Annotated in this window: 18 protein-coding genes and 1 pseudogene; 7 read left to right on the top strand and 12 right to left on the bottom strand. The window is 57.5% G+C overall.

What is annotated here, in order from left to right; translation table 11 throughout:
- The first annotated feature begins 170 nt into the window (after positions 1-170).
- From V5735_RS20485 to V5735_RS20470, 4 genes are all read left to right on the top strand, one after another.
- A complete protein-coding gene (locus tag V5735_RS20485; protein ID WP_423747000.1) occupies positions 171-1,277 on the top strand; it encodes an amidohydrolase family protein in 1,107 nt (368 codons plus the stop codon).
- A 10-nt stretch (positions 1,278-1,287) separates the two neighbouring features.
- Complete coding sequence (locus V5735_RS20480; protein ID WP_423746999.1) at positions 1,288-1,761, top strand: Rieske (2Fe-2S) protein; 474 nt, start codon at positions 1,288-1,290, stop codon at positions 1,759-1,761.
- A 1-nt stretch (position 1,762) separates the two neighbouring features.
- Positions 1,763-3,082, top strand: a complete 1,320-nt coding sequence (locus tag V5735_RS20475; protein ID WP_423746998.1) for an MmgE/PrpD family protein — start codon at positions 1,763-1,765, stop codon at positions 3,080-3,082.
- A gap of 119 nt (positions 3,083-3,201) precedes the next feature.
- On the top strand, positions 3,202-3,897 hold the full coding sequence (locus V5735_RS20470; RefSeq protein WP_423746997.1) for a helix-turn-helix domain-containing protein: 696 nt from the start codon (positions 3,202-3,204) through the stop codon (positions 3,895-3,897).
- A gap of 160 nt (positions 3,898-4,057) precedes the next feature.
- Here the strand turns inward: V5735_RS20470 and V5735_RS20465 are convergent, their stop codons facing one another.
- Positions 4,058-5,041: an LLM class flavin-dependent oxidoreductase gene (locus V5735_RS20465; RefSeq protein WP_423746996.1), complete on the bottom strand. Its 984-nt coding sequence runs from the start codon at positions 5,039-5,041 to the stop codon at positions 4,058-4,060.
- Between the two features lie 419 nt (positions 5,042-5,460).
- Between V5735_RS20465 and V5735_RS20460 the strand changes: the two genes are divergently transcribed.
- Together V5735_RS20460 and V5735_RS20455 are read left to right on the top strand one after the other, a co-directional pair.
- Positions 5,461-7,008: an amidase gene (locus V5735_RS20460; protein ID WP_423746995.1), complete on the top strand. Its 1,548-nt coding sequence runs from the start codon at positions 5,461-5,463 to the stop codon at positions 7,006-7,008.
- 334 nt (positions 7,009-7,342) lie between these two features.
- Positions 7,343-7,852, top strand: coding sequence for a VOC family protein (locus tag V5735_RS20455; RefSeq protein WP_423746994.1), 510 nt, complete (start codon positions 7,343-7,345; stop codon positions 7,850-7,852).
- Positions 7,853-7,973: 121 nt separating this feature from the next.
- Here the strand turns inward: V5735_RS20455 and V5735_RS20450 are convergent, their stop codons facing one another.
- The 5 genes and pseudogenes from V5735_RS20450 to V5735_RS20430 form a co-directional block, all read right to left on the bottom strand.
- Positions 7,974-8,132, bottom strand: coding sequence for a hypothetical protein (locus V5735_RS20450; RefSeq protein WP_423746993.1), 159 nt, complete (start codon positions 8,130-8,132; stop codon positions 7,974-7,976).
- 1,002 nt (positions 8,133-9,134) lie between these two features.
- The gene (locus V5735_RS20445; RefSeq protein WP_423746992.1) at positions 9,135-9,491 is read right to left on the bottom strand and encodes a hypothetical protein; all 357 of its coding nucleotides are present in this window, start codon (positions 9,489-9,491) and stop codon (positions 9,135-9,137) included.
- Positions 9,492-9,719: 228 nt separating this feature from the next.
- The gene (locus V5735_RS20440) at positions 9,720-12,707 is read right to left on the bottom strand and encodes a prolyl oligopeptidase family serine peptidase (RefSeq protein WP_423746991.1); all 2,988 of its coding nucleotides are present in this window, start codon (positions 12,705-12,707) and stop codon (positions 9,720-9,722) included.
- Between the two features lie 124 nt (positions 12,708-12,831).
- Complete coding sequence (locus V5735_RS20435) at positions 12,832-12,960, bottom strand: hypothetical protein (protein WP_423746990.1); 129 nt, start codon at positions 12,958-12,960, stop codon at positions 12,832-12,834.
- 56 nt (positions 12,961-13,016) lie between these two features.
- Positions 13,017-13,412, bottom strand: a pseudogene (locus tag V5735_RS20430) (enolase C-terminal domain-like protein); the annotation flags it as partial.
- 773 nt (positions 13,413-14,185) lie between these two features.
- Here V5735_RS20430 and V5735_RS20425 point away from each other — a divergent pair.
- Complete coding sequence (locus tag V5735_RS20425) at positions 14,186-14,365, top strand: hypothetical protein (protein WP_423746989.1); 180 nt, start codon at positions 14,186-14,188, stop codon at positions 14,363-14,365.
- A gap of 114 nt (positions 14,366-14,479) precedes the next feature.
- On the opposite strand, the gene V5735_RS20420 is transcribed toward V5735_RS20425, so the two are convergent.
- The 6 genes from V5735_RS20420 to V5735_RS20395 all read right to left on the bottom strand — a co-directional run bounded on the left by V5735_RS20420 (position 14,480) and on the right by V5735_RS20395 (position 19,105).
- On the bottom strand, positions 14,480-15,415 hold the full coding sequence (locus tag V5735_RS20420) for an ImmA/IrrE family metallo-endopeptidase (RefSeq protein WP_423747222.1): 936 nt from the start codon (positions 15,413-15,415) through the stop codon (positions 14,480-14,482).
- 297 nt (positions 15,416-15,712) lie between these two features.
- Positions 15,713-16,717: a DUF6610 family protein gene (locus V5735_RS20415; protein WP_423747221.1), complete on the bottom strand. Its 1,005-nt coding sequence runs from the start codon at positions 16,715-16,717 to the stop codon at positions 15,713-15,715.
- Between the two features lie 238 nt (positions 16,718-16,955).
- The gene (locus V5735_RS20410) at positions 16,956-17,231 is read right to left on the bottom strand and encodes a DUF7389 domain-containing protein (RefSeq protein WP_423746988.1); all 276 of its coding nucleotides are present in this window, start codon (positions 17,229-17,231) and stop codon (positions 16,956-16,958) included.
- A gap of 169 nt (positions 17,232-17,400) precedes the next feature.
- Positions 17,401-17,892: a hypothetical protein gene (locus tag V5735_RS20405; protein WP_423746987.1), complete on the bottom strand. Its 492-nt coding sequence runs from the start codon at positions 17,890-17,892 to the stop codon at positions 17,401-17,403.
- A gap of 204 nt (positions 17,893-18,096) precedes the next feature.
- Entirely contained in the window at positions 18,097-18,546 is a 450-nt protein-coding gene (locus V5735_RS20400; RefSeq protein ID WP_423746986.1) for a hypothetical protein, read from the bottom strand.
- Positions 18,539-19,105: a DUF7342 family protein gene (locus tag V5735_RS20395; RefSeq protein WP_423746985.1), complete on the bottom strand. Its 567-nt coding sequence runs from the start codon at positions 19,103-19,105 to the stop codon at positions 18,539-18,541. Before V5735_RS20395 ends, V5735_RS20400 begins: the two co-directional genes overlap by 8 nt.
- Positions 19,106-19,275 lie beyond the last annotated feature (170 nt).

Raw genomic sequence — 19,275 nt, 5'->3', positions numbered from 1 at the left:
TCCCCGTACGGACTCGTTGCATGGTCGTTCGAAGCGACGCCATCACGGTAGCCCTTCGCACCTACATCTCAAGGTCTTTTATGGACTCCGAGAATTCGGGAGGGGATATATATCCGTTACAAGTTCGCCCTGACCTATAACGGGATTTCCCGAGTTGCTACTTCCAATCGATGACAAGACGACGAACGCAGCGGTCCACCGATGGCGCACCGACGCTCATCGACTGTGACATCCATCAGCGGTGGAAAGACGAATCGGAGGTTATCCGGTATCTCCCCGAGCAGTACAAAGACCGGGGACTGCAGGCACCGGAAATCCTCTACGACAACGTTGCGGAGTTCTCCCGACGCGACGCCATCCCGGACGACGGGAGCCATCCGGGGTCGGACATCCCGAAGATGAAAGAGCAACACCTCGACGAGTTCGGGGTCGATTACGCGATTCTGACGGGCAACTCGTACCTCAACCTCTCCGCACTCCCGAACGACGATTACGCGGCCGAGCTCGCCGTCGCGAGCAACGAGTGGGCCATCGACCGCTGGCTTTCGGAGGGTGGACCGTTCGTCGGCTCGCTGCTGGCGGCACCGCAGAAACCGAAGCGGATGGCAGAGATGATCCGAAACCTCGGACAGCATCCACGCGTCGTCCAAGTCGTGATGCCGATGGCCGCACAGCTCCCCTACGGACACGAGTACTACTGGCCGATGTACGAGGCCGCCGAGGAGATGGGGCTTCCGATAGCGCTCCACCCGTACACGGAGGGACACGGCGTCACCCGACCGCCGACCGGGGCGGGGTACCCGCGCACCTACTTCGAGTGGCACACACTCCTCGGCACCTACGCGATGGGCCAACTCGTGAGCCTCGTCGCTGAGGGCGTCCTGCCGTCGTTCCCGGACCTCGATTTCGTCGTCATCGAGGGGGGCCTCAGTTGGGTGCCGCACTTCCTCTGGCGGATGGACAAAGACTGGAAGGCGCTCCGCGCGCAAGTCCCCTACCTCGAAAAGCCGCCGAGCGAATACGTCAAAGATCAGGTTCGTTTCACCACCCAACCCATCGAAGAACCTGACGATCCAGAACACCTCCTCCAGATTCTGAAGATGATGAACGCCTCGGAGACGGTCATGTTCGCCAGCGACTATCCCCACTGGGACACGGATTCGCCGCTCTACGCACTCCCGCCGATGCCCGAGGAGATGGAGACGGGTGTGATGGCCGGAAACGCACAGGAACTCTACGGACTCCCGGACGACCCGGCGAGCCTTCCGACCAAGTGAGGTATCACATATGGAAAAACGATTCGAGATATGTCCGACGACGGAGCTACCGCCCGGAGAACGAACGATAACCGAGTTGAACGGCATCTCGGTGGGAGTGTTCAACGTCGATGGCGAGTACTACGCGCTGAAAAACGATTGTCCACACCAACGAGCGCCCCTGTGCATGGGGAAGGTGACCGGCACGACGTCCGTCGAGCGCACCGGCGAGGTAAATTGGGAGGACAACGGCCACATCCTGCGCTGTCCGTGGCACGGCTGGGAGTTCGACATCGAAACCGGCCGCTCCGTGTTCAATCCGCACAAGGTCCGCGCCCGGTCGTTCGAAGCCACGGTCGAATCGGTCGACGAGGACTCCGCGGACCATGAAGCCGACCGTCCGTCCACGCCCGATGAATGTGACTGCGGTTCGAGCGGCGACGAACCACCGGTCGAAACCTACGAGGTGACCGTCGAGGACGAAATCGTCGTCGTCTACCTCTGAGATGACCGCGAACACGATGGACACGACCGATGCGGTCGCGTTCGTCCACTCGGCCACGCTCCGCGAACTTCCATCGTCGGTCGAACGAGCGGTCAGAGTCCGCGTGCTCGACACGCTCGCCGCGATGACGGCGGGGTATCGACAGGACGGAATCGATATCGTCCGCCGGTACGCCCTCGACCGGTTCGGCGGCGAATCGACCGCGACGCTGTTCGACGGCAGCGGGACGAGGATACATCCGGAAGGTGCGACGCTCGCTAATTCGACGGCGGCGAACGCCCTCGATATCGACGACGGTCATCGGGAGGTGAAGGGGCACCCGGCCGCGGTCGTGGTCCCCGCGGCACTCGCCACTGCGGAATCCGTGGATGCGACCGTCGAGACGTTGCTCGATGCCGTCTACGTCGGCTACGAAATCGGCGTCCGGGCCGGACTGGCGATACACGAAATCGACGGTGTGTACACCGGAACCGGGTCGTGGGGTGCGGTGGGTGCCGCCGCGGCCGTCGCCCGCCTACGCGATTTTTCGCCAGAGAAAACCGCTCACGCGCTCGGAATCGCCGAGTATCACGCTCCACGGACACCCATCATGCGTGGCGTCGAACGGCCCGGTATGACGAAGGACGGTATCGGCTGGGGGGCGTACGTCGGCACCGTCTCGGCCCAACTCGCCGCGTCCGGTTTCACGGGGTCCGGGACGGTCTTCGACGAGGTTGATACCGGCGTCGTCGCCCCGTTCGGCGACGTCAATCACGTCACGGAGGCGTACCTCAAACCGTATCCGTGTTGCCGGTGGGTACAGCCCGGCGTCGAAGCCGCGTTGTCGCTGGCGGAGTCGACCGCTATCGACCCGACGAGCGTCGAGACGGTTCGCGTCCACACCTTCGAGGAGGCGACCCACCTCCGAACTCGGTCGCCCGATTCCCCGGAAGAAGCGCAGTACTCCTATCCGTTCCCGGTCGCGGCGGCGCTCGTCCGCGGGCAGTTCACGCAGGACGAACACACGTCGGACGTGCTATCCGACCCCGACATCCTGGCGCTTTCCGACGCCGTGGAACTGCGCGTCGATGAGGCGCTCGACGGACGGTTCCCCGGCGACTGTCTCGCTCGTCTCGAACTCGACACCGGGGACGAAACGTACGCCTCCGACGTCACCCGCCCACCGGGTGCACGAGAGCAACCCCTCGCCGACGACGTGCGACGGGAGAAAGCCCTCCGTCTCGTCACACCGACGCTACCGTCGTCGGCTATCGAAAAAACGGAGCGGCGTCTCCGTGATTCCGTCTCGGTTGCGACCCTCCTCGCCCCGTGGCGAACGTGATCGTCGTCCTGCTGCTTGTCGTCCCGCCGCTCGCGCACATCTCGTCGTGCTGCTGGCACAGGCGATTGCGATGCGGTAACGAAGAACACTTATAAAACCGGCACGCTGTCCTCAGTACGATGTTGACGTCCGAGGTGCGAGTCCGGTACGACGGCGATTGGACCGCCCAACTCGCCGAATACGATGTCTTCGGCGAATTTATCGCATCGACGTTTCGTAACCACCGGTATATCGGAATGTTGGCGCTGGAAACGAACGACTACGAGGAGACGCTCGACGTCATTCGGACGCACGAGATGGTCGATAGTATCGACGTCGTCGAACGGTACGAAACGTCCGAAGGTCGATTTGCGGCGACCGTATTGCTCCGCGGTCGTCTCACCGAACTCACGCCCTTCCAGGCGCTCATGTACGAGGGATACCTCCCCATCGGGCCGACGAAACTCGAGAACGGCTGTGAGTATTTCAATCTGCTTCTGGGTGACCGCGAGGAACTCGCGAAAGCCATCGAACTTCTCTCGGATTTCGGGAGCGTGTCGGTCGAACGCATCACCAGGGATTTCCGTCGGGAGGTCATGCCGAGTCGTGCAGAGTGGCAGGAACTGTTCGCATCGATTCCACCGCGACAACGCGAGTTTCTGAACACCGCGGTCGAGAGGGGCTATTTCGAAATCCCGCGGGAAGTGACGCTCGAAGAACTCGCCGACGAGATGGGAATCACGAAAACTACCGCATCGAACCACCTCCGAAAAGCCGAACACACGCTGATAACGTTCGTCCTTCCGTACATCAACCTCGCCGTCAGCGACGACTGACGCCGCTAATTTCCACGCGCGGGAAGTGGCTGTTAGTCGTCGGCACTTGACCGCGGATTCTGGTTGGATCACGAGATAGAGGCTCGTGAACGCTGACAGAGGATTCTTATTCGAAAACGCGCTCGATGAGAGCCATCTCCACGGGGTCCGAACGCGGCCGTCAGTTGTTCGACGGTGCCAACGCTTCGATGGTCCGCTCGGTCATCCCTTCGTCGGCGTTGCTCGGGATGGTCACCAGCGGTCGGGTGATGCAGTCGATGTCGGTGATCTGCTGAAACTGTTCACGGGCTTGTTCCGGCGTTCCCGCGACACCGAGCGCCTCGACCATCTCGTCGGTGACGTACTCGACGGCCGTCTCGCGGTCGCCCTCGCGCCACGCCTCGGCGACGGCGGCCGCCTCGTCCGGGAATCGACGTGCAACCGATCGCTCGTAGCCTCGACCGTTACCGACGTAGTAGGCGACGTGCCCCCGTATGGCGTCCTTGGCCGCCTCGACATCGTCGCTGACGGCAGCGGGGACGTACGGCGCGACATCGATGTCCTCATCGCGACCGGCTTCTGCCGCGTGGTCGGCGATGTACTCGAAGGCCTCCTCGAGGTCGGGGAATGGCACGTTGTGAGGAATCCAGCCGTCGCAGAGCCGTGCGACGACGCGCCGATTTGCGCGACCGAGCGCGGCGTGATAGATGGGTACGTCGACGTCTAGCGACGGGAAGTCCCGAACCGAAAAGACGTCGCCATCATACTCCACACGGCCCTCGTCACCGAGGAAAGCCCTGGTCAGTTCGATAGTCTCGTGCGCGCGTCGGATCGGGTTGGGGTCGTCCCACTCCACGCCGTGGAGGTCCTCGATGGCCTTTTTCGTCGACGTTCCGACGCCCAGCCGAAACCGACCGTCGGAGACCTGGTCGAGCGTGGCTGCCGTCATCGCCAAGACGGCGGGAGTCCGCGAGAAGACGTTGAGGATTGCCGTCCCGAGGTCGACCGTCTCGGTGTGGGTGGCGATATCGGTGAGCTGGACGACCGAGCTCGTCCCCCAGAGTTCGCCCAGCCAGAGCCCATCGTAGCCGAGTGCTTCGGCGCGAACGCCGAGTTCGGTCTGGTCGAGGGTCGTCACCTGTGGCAACAACAGATCGGTTGGCATGGTCTCTCCCACGTGCTGGCGAGTGAAAACAGGGCCGATGGTAGAGACGGGATTTCTCCGTCCAGTCAAGAATTCGATCGCGTTACATCGAACAGTCTGACTGGTAATACTGAATAGTCATACTTTCCAGTAAGACTATTTGGGGAGTGGTTCCTCATTAGAAGCCGCCAAGGACATTCTGCGGTCGACGCAAGATGCCGAACGGGTTCGCGGAACCGGATTCACGATACCCCGGAACGGTCGCAGGTCGCACGCCCGGGCCGGTCGGTCGTGAGCGAAGCAAAGGAGACGCCAGTGAGCAGTACTCACTGGAAGACGGTACGCGGCGCGCGGACATCTCGTTCACGTACATCAGAAAACCAAGGATATTGTTACCAACCCACGTGATTAATGGGGTCGTAGAACGCCTTATAGAGGGTATGTCAGACGTTCCACCGAACATTCAGCCACCGACGCCCGAGGAAATCCGCGAGAAAGCGGCCGAACACTATATCGACCTCACTGACGAGGAAGTCGAAGACTTCCGCGCAGCAATTCCGGGGATGCTCGAAGGCTACGAACGCCTCGACGAACTCGTCGAGCCGCGGCCGAGTCGGAAGTACACTGACCGAGAACCGGGATATCGACCGAGTGCCGAGGAAGACCCGCTAAATGCGTTTGTGACGAAATGCGAGGTCCGCGGTGCCGATTCCGGGCCACTCGCCGATTACGAAATCGGGGTGAAGGACAACGTCGCAGTCGCTGGCGTCGAGATGACGTGCGGTTCGAAGCTCTTCGAGGGCTATGTACCTTCGAGGGACGCTACAATCGTCACGCGCCTCCTCGACGCCGGTGGCACCATCACCGGAAAGATGAACATGGAGGATATGGCGTTCTCGGGGAGCGGTGAGTTGTCGGCGACGGGCCCCGTCTTGAACCCACGTGACCCGGAGTACATCGCTGGCGGCTCTTCGAGCGGGTCGATAGCAGCGGTCGTCAACGGCGACGTGGACGTGGCCATCGGCGGCGATCAGGGCGGGTCGATCCGTATCCCGGCGGCTTGGAGCGGCGGTGTCGGCCACAAACCGACCCACGGCCTCGTTCCCTACACGGGCATCGCGGGCCTCGGTCGCTCGTTCGACCACATCGGCCCGATGGCCACCACTGTCGGAGACTGTGCTCGTGTCCTCGATGTTATCGCTGGCGCGGACTCACTGGACCCGCGTCAAGGCCACGCCCCAACTGACGACTACACGAATGCACTCACGAACGACCCCGAAGACCTGACAATTGGCGTCGTCGAGGAAGGCTTCGGCCACGAACAGAGCGAATCAGGTGTCGACGAAATGGTTCGCGACGCGTTGGATCACTTCGCCGACGCTGGTGCCGAAGTGACAGACGTCTCGATTCCGATGCACAGGGATGGTTTGCCGATTTGGAACGGCATCGTCATCGAGGAGACGACGGCTACCGTCAACGCCGACGGTATCGGCCACTTCGGCGACGGACACTATGATACACAGTTCATGGACGCCTTCGGCAAGGCACGTCGCGTACAGGCCGATGACTACCTCACGACGGTCAAGTTGACGCTCGTCCTCGGTCAATACCTCGCTGACGAGTACCGTAGTCACTACTATGCGAAAGCGCAGAACCTCAGCCGGGCGTTAGCCGACGAATATGACGACGCACTCGCCGACGTTGACGTCCTGGCGATGCCGACTACCCCACAAACCGCCCACCGACAGGACGACGACTTGAGTCGCCTCGAAGTCATCGACCGTGCGCTCAACATGCTTTCGAATACGGCACCGTTCGACGTTACAGGTCATCCGGCGCTCTCTGTTCCCTGTGGAACGTCCGATGGCCTTCCGGTCGGTCTGATGTTCGTTGGTGAACGATTCGACGACGATACCGTTCTCCGCGTCGGTCACACATTCGAACAGCGACACGACTGGAAGGAGTTCCAAACGGAATCGGCGATGTGAGGTCGTTTACTCGTCCTCAAGTGCTGCGTAGATGGCGGCGTGACGGCGTCCGTCAAACGTTCCCATCTCCAGAGCCGTCTTGTGACGTTCGCCGTTGCCCTCAGCGGACTGACATCTCTCGCGCAGTCGACGGGCTTCTCATCAACCCCCGAAGAATCGGTGCTGGACGCCATCTCTGTTGTGAATGTACTCACTGTCCCCGGAGGTGCGACGAGCGCCTGCGCGGAAGTAGATACCACGAGAAAATTCCGTCAGTGACAAGACACGACGGAGGGCAAGAGACTATATTTAAATCCAGAAAAAGAGGTAAGTCGTAGTACATCTAGTACATATCATGGTATTAGATAACATGCCACAACTGGATGTCGGGATTCCGGAACTAACCCAAGTTGGGTTCGTTGTCGAAGATTTAGATGATGGGATGGATCGGTTTGGCGGATTGTTAGGTGTTGGGCCATGGGAGGTATATCGTTTCGAACCGCCGCGATTGACTGAGACGACATTTCGTGGAGAGGAACACGACTACTCGATGGCGTTAGCGATCACAGATTTAGCCGGAACGATGATCGAACTCATCGAACCCCTCGAGGGTGAGAGCCTCTACACCGAACACCTTGCCGAACACGGTGAGGGGCTCCATCACATCGCGTGTTTCGCCTTCGATGACACGGAGGCGGTTATCGATGAGTTCGAGGATGCGGGGATGGGTGTCATCCAAAGTGGCAACTTCAACGGTACCGAGTACTGGTACTTCGATACCGCGGCGGAACTGAACGGCGTTATTTTCGAGACGGCCGCAAATCTCGAGGCGCTTCCTGCGCCCGATCGAGCGTATCCCGAGTGAGGGTCGCAATTGGCGGAGTTTTGACCATCATCGAATGTGATGCCACGAAGGACACATAATAACGAGAATTCAGAACACTTCACCCCATCTAAAGAACCTTCGACAGTCGATATGAGGTAGCTTACGGAGAGCCCTCGGTAACGGGGTACCCGATGCGTTCGTTCATGTACCCTGTTCCGGTATCCACACTTTGTTCCTCTTCGAGTTTTATCTCGACGCCGCTGCCCGAGAGCTTCCGATACCGAAGGTTCACCGTGTCCGACCCGTTGAATGTCTGCATACCGGCGATAAACTGCGGTTGGTCGTACTGGTAGTCGAACGTAAGGTTCGTCCAATTCTTGTCGACCGTCGTTCCAGGTTGCTGGACTTCGAACGGTCGTCCGTTTAGATGACTTTTTGCGAGATCCCGAGGTTGTCGATATACCGGTCACCGTCCAGTGCGATAAAATTCGCCTCGATGTATAGTTCGACCTGTAGGAGCATAACCCATTCCGAGATAGACTGGTGGTCGGGTGGAATGAATGGCGGAAAGAACCGTTCCCACCTAGTCGTCACCGGCGTTCTTGATGCCTTCCCAATTATATTTAATAGACTATATAATCTTTATAACCCTCAGAACGGAATGGCTAGTTGGTAGTGGGAGGCTACCACGGTAATAGATAACAACACCCCCATGACAACAGTGCACCAACAACGGTCTAATGAGACGGACACGCACCAAGAGTCAGAACCATATGCAGTGGTGGTTGCCACAAAACGAGAGGATATAGTGGTCGTTCTGCGTGGGTTATCGGCAGACCGAGCGGAACGGATCACCACTCGAAAAAATCGAGAGATGAGCGGGGAATCTTCGACTCATGCATTACCAGAAAAGGAATTGAGGGGAACGAACTACAACGACCACCAGATAGTTACATCGTTGTAGTTCAGTTCTGTTGAGACCCTCTGGCGTATACAAAACCTTGGGGCTTGACCCCGAGGCTTTCACGTGGACTCCAGTTCTAACCGCTAAGAGCAGTAGGCGAATATTCGCCATTCGCGTACAGCGTCCCGTAATTCAATCGAACATCTATAGATACACTCTTGTCGTTCGCGTTTTGCCGACGTTGACATGAGTCAACGCTCGTGTGCACCAGAACGCTCCGTGCTTGAGGCGTTCGACCCCGCTATTGACGCCTTCAATCAAACAACGACTCCCTTTTTGGATGAGGTTCGCAGTGTGGTCGGCAGCAATCACCGTACGAGGATTTTAACAAGACAAAGATAGGAAATTCCTGTGTAGTCAATGATACTCAAGGAGATCGTCTTTTGTGATTGCTTCGGCATCGCGTTCAGCAGCACGCATCGCCGGATCATCAACTATCCCAACGATATCCGCTGCACTGCGATCCGCTGTTTGTTCTGCAAGCGTTTCAAAATCCTCGTCATCGAGATTTGATGGTAATTCACGGAGTCGTACGCGGAAAATCAGCTTCCGTGCCTCCTTGTCAGGAAGGTCAACCTCGTATAGGATTGCAGGCGAGACTACTACGCCCTTGAAGGCGTGGATGAATCGCCGTCTTCGGGTACTTTCACTGTACGGTACTGTCTTAGGTACTTTTCCCGTGTCCCTGTGGCCGTCAATCCGATGGCACCCCATCGAATGCTGACAGTCCGAAAACTAGCAGTTGGCTAAGTTTTCATATAATCAAATAAGTAACATATATGATAGATATAATAACATAAAATAACCATGTGCCACCAAGTCTCGTCCGCTGTCCGAACGAGAGAGGTGTAACGGTACTGTGGCAGTGCCAGCACCTCGTTGAGGTTCGAACCATAACCGTCCCAACGAACCGCCCAGTGGTGGCCGTGGGAGGATGTCACTCTAAGGGCTATCGTCCTCCTCTCCGATGTCTCGTTCGTCGTCCCCCCGACCGACTCCGACGGAACTAGTCGAACGCAGGTAGCCGAGTTCCAGCGCGACCTCCCAGCGTTTGTCAAAGAATCCGGCGGCCCGACAGGCGTTCCACGACTGGAAACGAATCGAATCATCGAAGACGGCGTAGTCCGGCGTGGCCTTCTGTGTCGGTATCCAGTTGCGAACGCGCGTGAGTTGGACGCCCGCAATCGACGTGCCGGTTTCGACCTGCACAAGCTTGTCGTGGTGTTCGGGGTTCGGGTAGACGAATTCGACACCAAGATCACCGGAGTAGTCGTGGCCGGCGATGCTGGCGTGGCCATCGTGCACGTCGATAGGGAACCCGTCTTCGAGTCGCTTGTAGACCGCGTTCGAGGACGGACGGCCAAACAGCACGAGGTTGTACTCGGCCATTACCGACCTATCGACGGCAGTATCCGGAATCACGGTGGCTGGTGCCCGCGCGCGTTCGACAAGGCGCTGTGAGCGAATGTTCGCGAGATTACGGTTGACGGTGGTTTCGACGTCACTCCCCTGTGTCCCGTAGACGAGACGGTAGGGGTCGTGGTGGATCTCCTTCAGCGGACCGTACTGGTCCGGGCTCTTCCGGAGAGCGTTCCGTGGTCCCCGTCTCCAACGGCCACCGCGTGAGGCTGACGGACCATTCTCGAGGTTCACGATGATACGTTTTCGACCCCCGCTTCCGGGCAGCTTCACCGTCTTACCGTTCACCGTCGCGGTCGGTTTCCCGCGAACGCGGACGGGAGCCTCCCTGAACACTTGCGGATCGATGGAGAGGATGGCAACGTTCTCAGTGGCGATTCGGAGTCCGTCGCTCGATATCTCGGCGTCTACGCGCGTCGGGGCGTGAACCGTCTCTTGTTCGAGGACAGCGACCCAGTATTTTCGATGTTCGATTCGAAGATTCGTTGTGAACAGATGGACGTGAGCAGGATAGCGGTCCCGAGTGGTTGAACGCAGGAAGGTTCGGAGGTCGGGGTGGTTCACCGAATCGTTACCCTCGCCGATGCCCGCGTCCCACCAATGGGATTGCCCGGGCACTTCGAGATACGCCACGTCTACTTCGGTGGAGTCGGGCGTCGAGTACCGCTCGCCGACTTCGCCCTTCACGGAGAGGCCGCGATTTGACAGCGCCCGGAGATAAGTTCGAGGGTGGAGCGACGGAACAGATGTGTCCGCGCCGCCGTGGAGTGCGAATATCGGGAGGGTGCCGTCCACGGCGTTCTCGGTCTTCGGCAGCGCGAGGTTCTTCTGAAGACTGCTCTCGGCGACCGTCTTGAGTCGCGGGAAAGTATGGAGTTTGTCGTGGTCGAACGGAACCGTGAGGTACGTCTCATGGTCGGTCCACCCGGCAGAGGGTGCGAGCCCGGCGAACCGGTCGGGATTCGTCAGGCCAACGTGCCACGTGCCGTGACCACCCATCGAGTGTCCTGTGAGATAGATGCCCGTCTCGTCGATGTCGAAGCGGTCTTTCATCACAGCCATCGCTTCTAAGTCGTCGAGTCTGCCGAGGTCCTCGTGGTCGTAGTTCACTGGGCCGCGAGCACTCGGTGCGACGATGTAGGCGCCGTCGCGCTGGACATTCGCTCCGGCCTGGTTGATCGCGGGGACGTTCGCACCATGTAGGGAGACGACAAGTTCGAACGGACCGCCCGCATCGGGGTTCGTCGGTTCCTTGATGCCCATCGTCTGGACGCTCTCGTCGTGTTCAGAGACGAATGTCGTCTGCCAGCGGGCCTCGTTGGTGCGCCGGATTCGAAGCGGAATCGCTCGCTCGTCTCGCTCCTCGCCAACCGAGACGAGAGCCGTCGTCCCCGACGAGGCGGCTTCAACGGTGAACGTGCCGCCGCCTGTCTTCTGTGCCCTGTCGCTTCTCGCCAGGTCTGCCGTCTCGGTGCTAGTCATCGCCAACCCGGGAACCGTCTCCTGCTCGACGGAGGCGAGACTCGCGCCCTGTTCCGATATCCGCCCCTTCGTCACGACTCGCGTCTCGATTCGTCGGGTTTCGAACGGTGCGAGCGGGGGGTCCACGGCGACGGTCTGGGCTTCCAACAGGTCGCTATCGGGTGCGAACTGCAGCGTCGGTGATTGCTCTTCGCCGGTCGTGTTCGTCACGCGAACAGAGGCAGGACGGTCGGTGCTCTTTCCTTCTCGGAGGTCTGGCAGGATGACGTTCTGTGGGGTTCCGCGGAACGAAGCGAGTTCGTTCACTTCGACCGGGGTGCGCGGCGACCGGAACTTGACCGAGACGGATCCGCTGCCAAAGGTGATGGTATTCTTCAACAGGAGGTAGTTCGTCCCGGACTCCAACACGACGCCCTGGGGTGGTTCCTCGTAGCGCGTTCCGTTGAGCCACGCGACCGACGCGTCTGTCTCCAACATGGCGCGTCGCGTTTCGGGAACGTCGAAAGTGGCGACAGCATAGCCAGCCGAGTAGAGTACTCCACCCACGCCGAACCAGTCTTGAAAGTCGTCGAAGGCACCTGGTTCGCCGGTCAACGGCGTCAAGTCGCCTCCAGTCGGGTCGATACGCTCACCGAAATCGAGCGGGACCGAAGACTCACCCTCGGTGAGACCAACGCGCTCCCACGTTACCGTCGCACCGCCCGCGAACGCTGACTGAAACCGTTGGCCGTCGTCGGGTGTTCGTTCGCCTGTAGCGTAAGCTGATTCACTCCCGTTCGGAAACAACCACCCAGTCTCGACGCCGCGTCGTTGATACTGGAACGGGCCGACCACGTCCCACTCGGTCGGCGTGAATGATTCCTCGATTGCTGGTACATTCGGCGCGTTCGTGTTCGAATCCCCCTCTTTGGCGGTTGCAGGTCCGACCGCGGCCAGCGCGGCCGCCCCTGCGACTGATTGCGTAAACGCCCGCCGAGTGAGTTCCTGCTCCGTCACCTCTATCTTTGAATGGCTGCTATTCTCTGTCACAGAGTTTTAATTCTATTATAGATATAAAAATATTATCGGAATTAGAGATAATTGCGCACTGTGGGGAAATTTATTCATTACTGTTGTACCCCTGTCCCTCGTGGAAATACCCATAGTGACTAGCCTACTGTTCAGAAGTTAATAACACGCCGGCGTCTTCGTCTATGTCTCCCCCAAACAGGACCGCCAACACGAAGAGCAAGCCAACAACTGCCAGCACCGTTCTGATAGCCAATGCAACTGTTTTTCCCATATCTGCTGACTTCTCCACGTCTGGGATAAGCTTTCTGGAAAAAGTGATATTGGGGGTTAGAATCCCGTGGTACCGTCGAGGAGATGGTCTTCGACGACGTTCTCGTCGAGTTCGATGCCAAGGCCGGGAGCTTCCGGGACCTCGATGTATCCATCCTGGATGAGGGGGTCGTCGCGGACGAAGAGGTCGTTCCACCACTCCACCTCCAGGGCGTGGTATTCCAAGACATCGAAGTTTGGGACTGCGGCGCCTAGGTGGACGCACGCCATCGTCCCGACGGGGCTACACACGTTGTGCGGGAACATCAGGATATAGTTTTCCTCTGCACGGTCAGCGACCCGCATTGTCTCCGCCAGCCCGCCGACTGTCGTTGGGTCGGGGGTGACGACGTCCACGCCGTGTTCGTAAATGAGGTCGGTGAGTTCGAACACGCGGAAACGGTTCTCTCCTGTGACATCCTCCCCGCCGTAAACAGCGGGGTCTCCTTGCTACTGCACTGATGAGTTCTGGTAAGCTATCCCCTCGTGGATTCCCTGTGGTTGACTTCCCCCCTATGCTCTTTCCCGCCAGACAAATCGATAGGGGTGTGAGTGTGGTCTTTGGATTACCGTCAGGATATATTCGCCCATCACGTCTAGAGAGTGCTATCCTCAATTTCGTCGTTTTTCACCTCATTAATTTCATAGTATCCGTCCATGGATTCCTTTACAATGAACAAATCGATAGAGGTGCGTCTCTCCAGCTACTCAATCGGAGTCGGACACCTTAACAAATGTAGAATCTCGAGATTTAGATGGGTGGCCGATCTGTTCGACATTGAGAAAGTAGTAGATTCCTAGTGTGAATTGCCAGTTCCAATTTACTCGTTAGAGTCTCTCCTGTGTTTGGTCGATCTCTCTTGGTTAGTTTTCTATACCACCCATCAGCACCCGGTACGTCGTGTCCGTATTCTCATGTGGAATCGACTCATCTTGTTGTGAGCGAACACTCAACCCGCGAGCCAGCGTTTTGTTTCACTTCCGCTCTGGCTGGCTGACTTCTTTATCAATCGCCTTCGAAAGAATAACTGCAATCGTCGTAACCCAGCACACAGCGTGGCTCCTGTGCCCCTACCCATCCTGCCATGCCGTGTGCTCTCCTTGCATCATCAGACCACCAACGAGGCAACTGTGTGTCATTATGTCCCAAGGATTTACGTCGGTAGTCAGTGTCTGTGAGTATACCGATGATTTCGAACCGGCAATCACCACTCACACCACTTGTGCAAGAATCGCTCGATGCACTCGCGAAGGGACTGCCGAGTGAGGGGGAGCTCACGTATGAGCACGCGTACGCGATTCTCAAGGAGCAGGAGGAGCTTGCCCAGCCCGTGGCCGAAGATATCATCGAACGACTCTACATGTGAGGCCACATCTACGAAGTCGAAGGAAAGATTCGGCTGACGGATTATCAACCTGAATAGCAAGCATTGACTCGGTGATACAGCCGCATTCGGCGCTCGAATTCGACGGTCCTCCACTTACTTACGACTTGTTTCGAATCCCTCGATAATTGTCGCTGCCGTCGTCCGGATTCGTCCAAGTCGATTGTGAATCACGTTCGCATCATCGTCCTGCCATGCTGCGAGGTAGAACGCTGAGCCACTCGTGTCCAATCTGACGTACCGACCGACGATGTACGCGACGGCTTCTGCTTCGACTTCGCGTTTCGATCGCTCACACTCATCGTCAACATCGAAGTGCAGCAGTGCGTGCGCGTATTCGTGGATCAACGTTACAGCGAGATCCGCCTGATTTACCCGATCTTTCACTTCGACGATGGGCTGGAGATCGTACAGACTTCGCTGTTTGCAGACACCCTTTGCTTCTCCGTGTTCCCAGTCGTCAGCGTCGACGATACGAACCGTCACACTGAGCTCATCGGCTGCCTCTTGGAAGGGAGACACGAGATTTTCAGCATTTCCGGTTGCTTCGGTCTCCAATTCGGGAAGTGGTTCTCCCTCCGTCTGAGACACATCGAATACAGCCGTGGGTTTGAATCCGACGAGTCCTTTCGACCACGCTTCAGGCGGCAATTTGTCATATTCACACTCACTCTGCTCGTGGTAGCTCGGTGAGTTCTCACATTCGGGACACTGTTTCGTGATGATGGGTGCCCAGATCCAGATTCCGTTCTCGCCTTCCTGGACGTGACGATCGAACTCAGTTCGCCAGGTGCTGTACCCTGCGACCTTTGTCGCGTTTGGACACTGCAGGGTAATCAGGAGCGTGTTCCGATGGGAGTAGTCATGGAATTTCGACTGGACATCTAGCCACTGTTGGAACTGTTGACTCGTTCTCGCCTCGTCAGTCAATGTAGTGAGGTCGTCGATCCAGTGTTCGATCGTGCTGTGCATCTCGTCACGTCGGGTGTCGTACTCGTCGAACGACACCGCTGAGAAGTCACTCGTCGCCATGAGTTCGTACTGGAGCACTCCACTTCGGACTGCCCCGCACCCTTTCGGGGCCAAAAAAACTGCTGTGTCCGAACGAGATACATCGGGCTTCGATCGCTTCTTCAGCACAGACGTGCGTCGGGTTTATAGAAGCCATCCGCCGGTTCAGCGCCGCTGTTTGCCGGGGTGGCCTACTCAATGATGCGCAATTCGTCGTCGACATCGTAGAGATACCTGCGGAGCAACAACATCTCGAGCAGATCGTCAGCCTGCCTCCTCAAGTGAGTGGCTGGTAGACAGGACACCCCACTCATCGCGTCACCCGGGTGGGAAATACACGCTCTGGTCGCCCGCGACCTCCTCCAACTGGTTTTGATGCCGATGCGTGAAATAGCAGTCGTAGCTGCAGTACCCACAAATCATTCCCGTATCGTATTCGGCAACGAACGGTCCACACTCGGTCGTCCAGACATTCGTTCCACACTCGGTACAAGCTGGGTTCTCGAGATCATCCGGTGATGGGCCTTGATATTCGAGGGCGAATCCATCCGTCTGTGGCGTCGACTCAGGCCAAATGCCGTGTGCTTGCCAGAAATCACGAACACGACCGAGGCTGTGGCGGACGGTCTTTCGGATCGTCACATGATTGGCGTTGCGACCACTGTCGTCCCAGCCATCGGACGTCCAGAACTCGCCGAACTGCGCACCTCGATGCAACCCGTTCCAATCCATTCCGACGATGTCAGCTGGTGGGTCGCCCGATAGCGTCGGTTGCGTGAGTTGGTCGATGACGGCCAACTGTTTGGGTGGGCTTCCGCCAAGGATGTGGACACGGCGTCCCCGCCAGTCGACCGGATCGGAGAATTCGTGAGCGAGTTTGTCGGCGTACCCGCGAGAGTAGCCGAGGACAATATCATCTGGAATGGCTTCGATTGCCGCTCGGCATTTCGGGACGATAACGAACTCCGTGTTGGGAACGCTCGCTTCGAAATCTCGAATCGTGTCAACGTACGTCCGTGCCTCTGTAGTGTCGTAGGCGTCACCGATGACGCCAACCGCGGGTTCATACTCGAAGACACGGTCGATGTATCGGTCAAGATCTGGATTTCGAAAATCGTTGTCGAGCATCCCTACTGGACACTCGAGATCAATGAATTGCGATTGTTGGTACGTACAGTCCTCGCGAAACCCCGGGAGATATCCGAGATGCAATGCGTCGATGGCGAACGGAACGCGATGGAGAAACGCCACGTACTCTGCCTGCCGTGCGTCGGCGTACGTTTTTGTAGTGCTATTGCTGGTCGTCGCTGAGTGGTCGTGAATCGACACTGAGAGTCACCTGCAGGACGAGTGCGCCCCGCAGCTCTCCTGGGGCGAAAAAACCAGGTCTGTGACTCTTAACCAACACAGGCTAGAGAATCGGCAGAATGTTGGTTAATTCTCGCACAGGCGACGGTCTTCACGAACAGTTTCGACTGGTCGCTGACTGCCAATTGTTCTCCGTCTGGCCGGACATCAACGCCGAACTGATTTTCCTTCGAAAAATCGGCTCTCGGGGACGCTATTCGGGCTCGTCCGGTTGAATCTGCCGCACGTCATCGGCAAGCTCGTGAACGTACGCTCGAAGCGTCTCCATGTCTTCACGCGCCTCGTCCAACGTTCTTGCCTTTACTTTGGCCGTGATCTTGTCCTGATCTCGCGTGCCAGTTCCACGAGAGAGCTTCACCGTGAGTGAAACACCGACGTCAGTCCGTTCAACGTACTCCGTCTCTGGTGATCGCTGGCAATTTGGATTCGATTCGACGTCTGTCTCTGGTACTGGGTTGGTCTCTGTCATGTGTACTCCGCGAGTGTCTTTGTCTGCCCTCGCACCCTTTTAGGGGGTGAAAAACCGTTCTTTTCGCTTGACTCGTAAAGGAGGACAGTTGCTCGACTTAACCAACGTCGCTCATAATAGAACCGCACTGTTGGTTAATTTCTGAATGAGGGGTGTAGCTGCTGGTTGCTTAATAGTGGACGTCTGCCGGGATGATCCACACCTGCTCATCAGCACTGAGTACATGATCGAGGTGTTCACGATTTCGAATCGCGTCGCCGAATTCGGTGTATAGATAAAGCGACGGTCCACGATACGCGCCAAGATTGTAACAGGCGTGTCGGGAGAGATCTTTATCATGCATGAGTTCATCGTCACTGAACTCGGTGACCGCAGTTCTCACTCGTTCGAGATTCCGTTCGAACTCTTGCCTGGTTGCCTCCCAGCCACGTTCTAAGAGTTTTTCGCCGTCGTCTGAGTCGACTGGTGCGACGACCGGAAGGTCGCCCCACCGAGCCTTCCCTGCGACGGACGATCTCTCGTCATCGAACAAAACATAGTAATCAAAGATGGCAGTATTGTCGGGACCAGCGCCGACGAGCCGGTCGAACGCCGCTTTTCCGCATGCAAGTGCAGTATCTTCTGTCGATGCTTCCACGAGTGCGTAAATTACCTGGTGCATATCGGTCACCTCGCCGACGCATTGGTTCGACACAACTCTATCACACAACACTTCATCTGTGCGCCGGCACCCATCGCCGGCGCCAAAAAAATCCTCCTGCAAGAAGCGTAGATTCATACGTGATTCGCACTACTCCTCCTGAAGTTCACACTGATCAAATCGCACAGGACCAGCACGGAAAGCCACCAAACCAATTGCAGATTTTCATGCCCAGAATGCTTTGATTCGGTCGTCTAAGTCTTCCAGAATTCGTGAAAGTACATCCCGCCAATCGCGTGCATAGTCTGCATCGGTACCCGGTGTCGTTGCATTCGGTGGTGGGTGGAAATGGGAGCGGGTATTGTGGCTGTTCGGATGTCGATCCCACCGGCACTCCCACTGGTCACCGTCCGTGTATTGTTCGGAGTAGTGGACGTTGAAATCGTTTGTCTCGTACCACCGAATCTGGAGATACGCACGACCGATGGCTGCCGGAAAGTATCCCAGATCATACTCTGCCACGACCGAGCTCGGCGCATACTCTGGCTGAAACACGATCTCTGTGAATCGATGGCTGTGTCTAAGACGCTGTCCGATTTGTTCAAGAACCTCGGTATCGACCCCACCGACGTTCTCCGCGACGGTATCGTCATCACCTGCCTGGTCTTCAGGCATCGACTGTTGCCCCACCACTTGACGGATGACCGTTCTGGCGCGCCGCATCTAACAACTCTGCACGCTGCTCAAGTGTCTTCCACTCACTCACCGCTTCCCACAGCTCTTCGACCGATGATTCTCCACTCTCATCTACGAGCGAGACATCGTCCGGACTGCTGGTGTCGAAACGCGCTCGATATTCTTCGAGTTGCGCCATCGTCTCTTTGAGTTCCTCGACGATTTCGCTCTCCGAATACTGTTCTCGAATCCGTTCGATTCTGCGCCACCGCAGATACGACTCGTTCCGCTCATACCTCACAGGCCGTCCCGGAATCTCGCGTGTCATCCCCATCGAAGTGAACCATTCCAGGTAGTCTCGTGCGGTTTCAGTATCGCAGTCAGCTTGTGCTGCGATTTCAGCTACTTTTGTTGGGGTACGAAGTTGCAAGATGACTCCGAGAAGTCGTTCTCGCGTTGGGCCACCTTTTAGAACCTCTTCGGGTGCATCCCAATTGGTAAAATCGGGGGGTTCCTCGTTCGGTTCTCGAACATCGTCGGGGGTGTCGGTCAAATCCATCACTATCCACCGTGTGTTTTCTAAGCTAAGGTGATTATCGGTCATATATCTATCGTACACTGAATTATTTCTGTCTTACTTTCTTCATAGATATTTACGTGGGAATTGAATGGAGTACTAGCGTATAGGACAGCTCCAATTCGACGATCGAATACCCTCTGCCAACGCAT

The organism is Haladaptatus sp. SPP-AMP-3 (assembly GCF_049568665.1).
Lineage (GTDB): Archaea > Halobacteriota > Halobacteria > Halobacteriales > Haladaptataceae > Haladaptatus > Haladaptatus paucihalophilus.
This window is presented reverse-complemented; position numbering and strand designations above follow the sequence as displayed.